Origin of the sequence: Methyloceanibacter sp., from assembly GCF_051306395.1 — a bacterium.
In the GTDB taxonomy this organism is placed as follows: domain Bacteria; phylum Pseudomonadota; class Alphaproteobacteria; order Rhizobiales; family Methyloligellaceae; genus Methyloceanibacter.
On sequence record NZ_JBPPND010000131.1, the window covers coordinates 1 to 3,767 of the forward strand.

Sequence of the window (3,767 nt, forward strand, 5' to 3'; positions counted from 1 at the left end):
ACCTATTTGCTTCCAGGGCCAGATCCGCACCAAGCAGCCGAAACGAGAAACCCGCTAAGCCATTGACTTAGCGGGCGAATTTGGTTGCGGGGGCACGCAACCAGCGTTGTTTGCACCTTGACCACGCGATCCTATAACCCTGTTTCTGAGCCTTGATTACAAAGCTTTGGCTTGATCAAGACCGAACCGCTGTCAGAGCAATATCGTATAAATGTCCGATTCTCCGGATGAACCCGAAGCCGCCAATGCAGAGTTGATTGTCCGCCAATGACCCTGCCACCCGTGCCGATTTGATCTTTATCTCATTGCACATCAAGCCGCGAAGCATCAAAGCCTGTTAGACACGTGACCCACAGTTTGGGTGACTCCGCCCATGTGCTGGCAGTCTTTGGCGAAAGACTCTCTAAGTTCAAATTCCCTGATACACGGGAAAATACAGGGAAATTTCCCGGATCTAGCCGCGAAGGCGAGAAGACGGCTCGGTTTTCCGACTATAAGTCAGCTACTTACACCCAAATTCCCTACGCATCAGAACAGGGAATTTTGTCGAGCTAACAGGGAATTGTTTCCCGCAGAGCAGGGAAAATCGCTGGCTAAATCTCCAGCGGATGGAATTTTCGGTAAGGACAGGATATACATCATCACCACGAGGCGGATCACCTCGGGCGAGCTGTTGAAATAACGGAAGGGATTGCGCATCGCCGGAGGCTAAGAAGCCTCGCCAGGAGGCTCAAGCCAGTTTACTCTGACAAGGCTGGCGGAGGGAAAGGAACTGGGATCCAACGGTCTCTTGATTTGTAGGCCGCCAACTTGCCCGAGCGAGAGGGGCTGGAATCCAACCGCTTTATTGAAAATAAAGCAGAATACGGCTCGTCGCGAGTTCGCATCTCACTTGCCTGAGGAAAAGGAACAGAGACCAACGGTATCGGCCGCCCGCGCCACGGGCGTTCAGCCCATTCCCGCCACCTCTAGATCAGGTCGCGCCGATGCAATAATCTCTCTATCCCGCTGGTACAAAAAAGCCGTCAGGCCAGTCCTGTTCAGTCCCCCAGGGCGACAGAACTACAGCTTCGGCACCGTCTTATGCTGGTGACAGTTGGAAGCCTGTTGACAGTCGACAGCGTGTTGAAGGAAGGATTTATATGACAAAAGAATCAAAACACTCGCAAGACTATGACCGTAAGCACGGTGATGACCATAATGTAAAAGATAAAGCCGCTCTGAAAGAAAAATTCATCGACAATAAAAGAAAAGATGCGGGCAGGAAGGATACAAAACATTTTATCCGTACACCGGATAAAAGCAAATGATCCTTCTAAATATCTTTTGCAAGACTCTATAAATTCATCTCTACCAATCTAAGCCGCGTCGGTCTGGCTTGTGCCTTTCTGCTGGCAATCTTGTGGGTCTTTCACATTAATTGCTCGCGGTCGCGGTGGCCGCCGGCGCGGTCGCGGGCTGCGCTGCCACCGCGCTGTCGTTCTTTTTGAACTCGTCCATGAAGGCCGTCAGCGTATCGACGGACGCGATGGACTTGGCGAGGTCGCGGAAGGCGACGCCCTGCCGGTCGATGGGTTCGCTCACCACGCTGAAAGCCTGGGCGTCAGGGCTTGCGCTCATCTTCTCGCCATAGCGTTCGCGCAACCGGTCAAGGCTCGCCTGATCGCCGGAGAGCGAATAGGCCACGGCGGCGCGCATTACATCGCCGCGGTCCTCGGGCGAAAGCGGGCTAATAGCAATCACAAAGAAGTTCCGGGTGTTGACGCTTGCCATGAATGTGCGTTGCCGGAACAATCCGTCGCATTCTGCTATACTGTCCGGAACGGCCCGTCCCCCTCAGACTTTGGCACGATGCAAACAATATCCGAGTCCGACCATCGCCCGATCGTCTCAGCGCGTGAGTAGTAATTCCGCGATATTTGGGGTTGGGAACACAGGCAGATTCGGATTCGCTTTCAAAATTGCGGTCCGGATCTGGCATCGAACGTTTTCAGATCGATTGACGACCGCCGCGTCCAGCGTAGCATTTTATATTACGCTCGCCGCCATTCCCGGGATTGCCGCCGTGGTGTCGGTCTATGGTCTGATTGCCAATCCAAGCGACGTCAACGGCGCCTCGACTGTGTTGGAGGCGCTGCTGCCGCCCGGCGCGGCGCAAATGCTTAACGGCCAACTGTCGAGAATCGTCCAGTCTCAGGAACATGGATCGGCGTCGATGCTCGGTTCCGGTGCTTGGTTCATCGTCTTGCTGTGGAGCGCCAACCTCGGAATGAAGAGTTTCGTCGATGCCCTCAACATCATTTATGATCAGAGCGAAGAGCGTGGATTTTTCCGACGCATCGTCATTACGCTGATTCTAACGCTGGGCTCTGTTGTCGTTCTGGTGGCGATTTTATTTGGGATCATGCTTCTCCCGGCAGCGCTGACGTTGCTTGGGCTGGATGACAGGTCAGCATTAGCCTTGAAGCTGCTGCGCTGGCCAGCGTTTCTGATTTTGTCCGGCGCGGCCATCGCGGCGCTGTATCGCTTCGGCCCCAGTCGCAAGGCGGCGGATTGGCAATCGATCGTATTCGGAAGCTCCGTCGCGGCCGTGCTGTGGATCGGATCCTCGGCGATTTTTGCCTGGTATGTTCCTGCTTTCGGCAGTTTTACGGCGCTTTATGGTTCGCTGGGCGCCATTATCGCATTCATGCTCTGGCTCTGGCTTTCCGCGCTTGCCGTCTTGATTGGAGCCGAAGTCGATGCAGCCGCGACATCACGCGAAAAGAAATGCCGCTGATGCACGGGCTGGTTATCACCCCCTTCGACGCGGCGGCGATTCTTATCGTGCTGCCGGCTGTTCTGGTTTATCTTGATCAGCACAAAAACACCAACGTTGTGGTGCGTCGTCACCCCGCCACCGGAGGCGCCATCCGCGTTCTCGTCCACCGCTGTGCTGTCCAGGACTGAAACCAAAACGACGGACACTCGACATGCTGGCAGATGCTTGAGGCGTATGCGGGGAAACTCGCACATATGGTTCTGAGGAGGTCGGGAAGATCGCAAGATGTTCCCGGCTACCCGACACTGGGATCCAACGGTCTCTGAATTTGTGCAGATTGTCGCGCTCTACCAAGAGGTTCGCTCCAAACCCTATCGCGCAAGTACAAACGACCAAGAAATCATCAGAATTCTTGGCCGCGGCTCTCGGGCAAAGTTTGAATCACTTCGCGGTCGAAGGCGAGAGATACCTGGTTCTCGCTTTCCCGGCGGATCGCCTCGCGGAGTCCCATGATGGCCTCGCATGCCTCGCGCTGCGATAACCGGCCCAAATTGTCCATGGTGCTGAGAAGCCGCGTGATCACGTCCACGTCGGTGATTCCATACCGCGCAATGGCCGCGAAGGCGTGGCAAGCCAACTCGCCGAGGGTATTGACCTCGGTCACGACCCGCAGCTGCCGCTTCTCGTCGAGACGCATTGGAGACGGGATCTCACGGCCAGCCAATCGACCGAACACCTCGCCGAGCCGATCGATGCAGTAGAGCGCTGTGGTCGGGTCGTTGATGCCGGGCGACAAGGACCGTTGCGCTAACTCAACGATACGTCGGATTGAGAACTCGAGATCCTGCTCGGGCGAGCGATCCAGGCCCACGACAAGCGCGCCCCCCAGGTCATTGGCGATCTCGTCCGACACGCGGTCGCGCGGGTAAGCCGCGAGCATGGCGTCACCTTTGCTCACGAAACGACCGGGGCGCGCCTCGATTCGCACGACAAGATCATGCTCAGT

The 3,767-nt window shown here is 56.0% G+C and carries 5 protein-coding genes; 3 read left to right on the forward strand and 2 right to left on the reverse strand.

Translation table 11 applies throughout. The features are described 5' to 3' along the window. Positions 1–1,142: 1,142 nt before the first annotated feature. Positions 1,143–1,310, forward strand: coding sequence for a hypothetical protein (locus ACSLE4_RS06970; protein WP_435903755.1), 168 nt, complete (start codon positions 1,143–1,145; stop codon positions 1,308–1,310). 106 nt (positions 1,311–1,416) lie between these two features. Here ACSLE4_RS06970 and ACSLE4_RS06975 read toward each other — a convergent pair whose 3' ends face one another. Next, entirely contained in the window at positions 1,417–1,773 is a 357-nt protein-coding gene (locus ACSLE4_RS06975; RefSeq protein ID WP_435903756.1) for a hypothetical protein, read from the reverse strand. Between ACSLE4_RS06975 and ACSLE4_RS06980 the strand changes: the two genes are divergently transcribed. Continuing rightward, a complete protein-coding gene (locus tag ACSLE4_RS06980) occupies positions 1,772–2,779 on the forward strand; it encodes a YihY/virulence factor BrkB family protein (protein WP_435903759.1) in 1,008 nt (335 codons plus the stop codon). The two genes, ACSLE4_RS06975 and ACSLE4_RS06980, sit on opposite strands and share 2 nt — an antisense overlap. Then, on the forward strand, positions 2,779–2,949 hold the full coding sequence (locus ACSLE4_RS06985) for a hypothetical protein (RefSeq protein ID WP_435903757.1): 171 nt from the start codon (positions 2,779–2,781) through the stop codon (positions 2,947–2,949). Before ACSLE4_RS06980 ends, ACSLE4_RS06985 begins: the two co-directional genes overlap by 1 nt. Positions 2,950–3,164: 215 nt before the next feature. Here the strand turns inward: ACSLE4_RS06985 and ACSLE4_RS06990 are convergent. Further along, on the reverse strand, positions 3,165–3,767 hold a 603-nt coding region (locus ACSLE4_RS06990), incomplete at its 5' end, for a DUF2254 family protein (protein ID WP_435903758.1).

Coding starts and splice junctions, on each gene's coding strand:
- ACSLE4_RS06975 (WP_435903756.1), bottom strand. CDS start 1,773: ATGGCAAGCGTCAACACCCGGAACTTCTTTGTGATTGCTATTAGCCCG.
- ACSLE4_RS06985 (WP_435903757.1), top strand. CDS start 2,779: ATGCACGGGCTGGTTATCACCCCCTTCGACGCGGCGGCGATTCTTATC.
- ACSLE4_RS06970 (WP_435903755.1), top strand. CDS start 1,143: ATGACAAAAGAATCAAAACACTCGCAAGACTATGACCGTAAGCACGGT.
- ACSLE4_RS06980 (WP_435903759.1), top strand. CDS start 1,772: ATGAATGTGCGTTGCCGGAACAATCCGTCGCATTCTGCTATACTGTCC.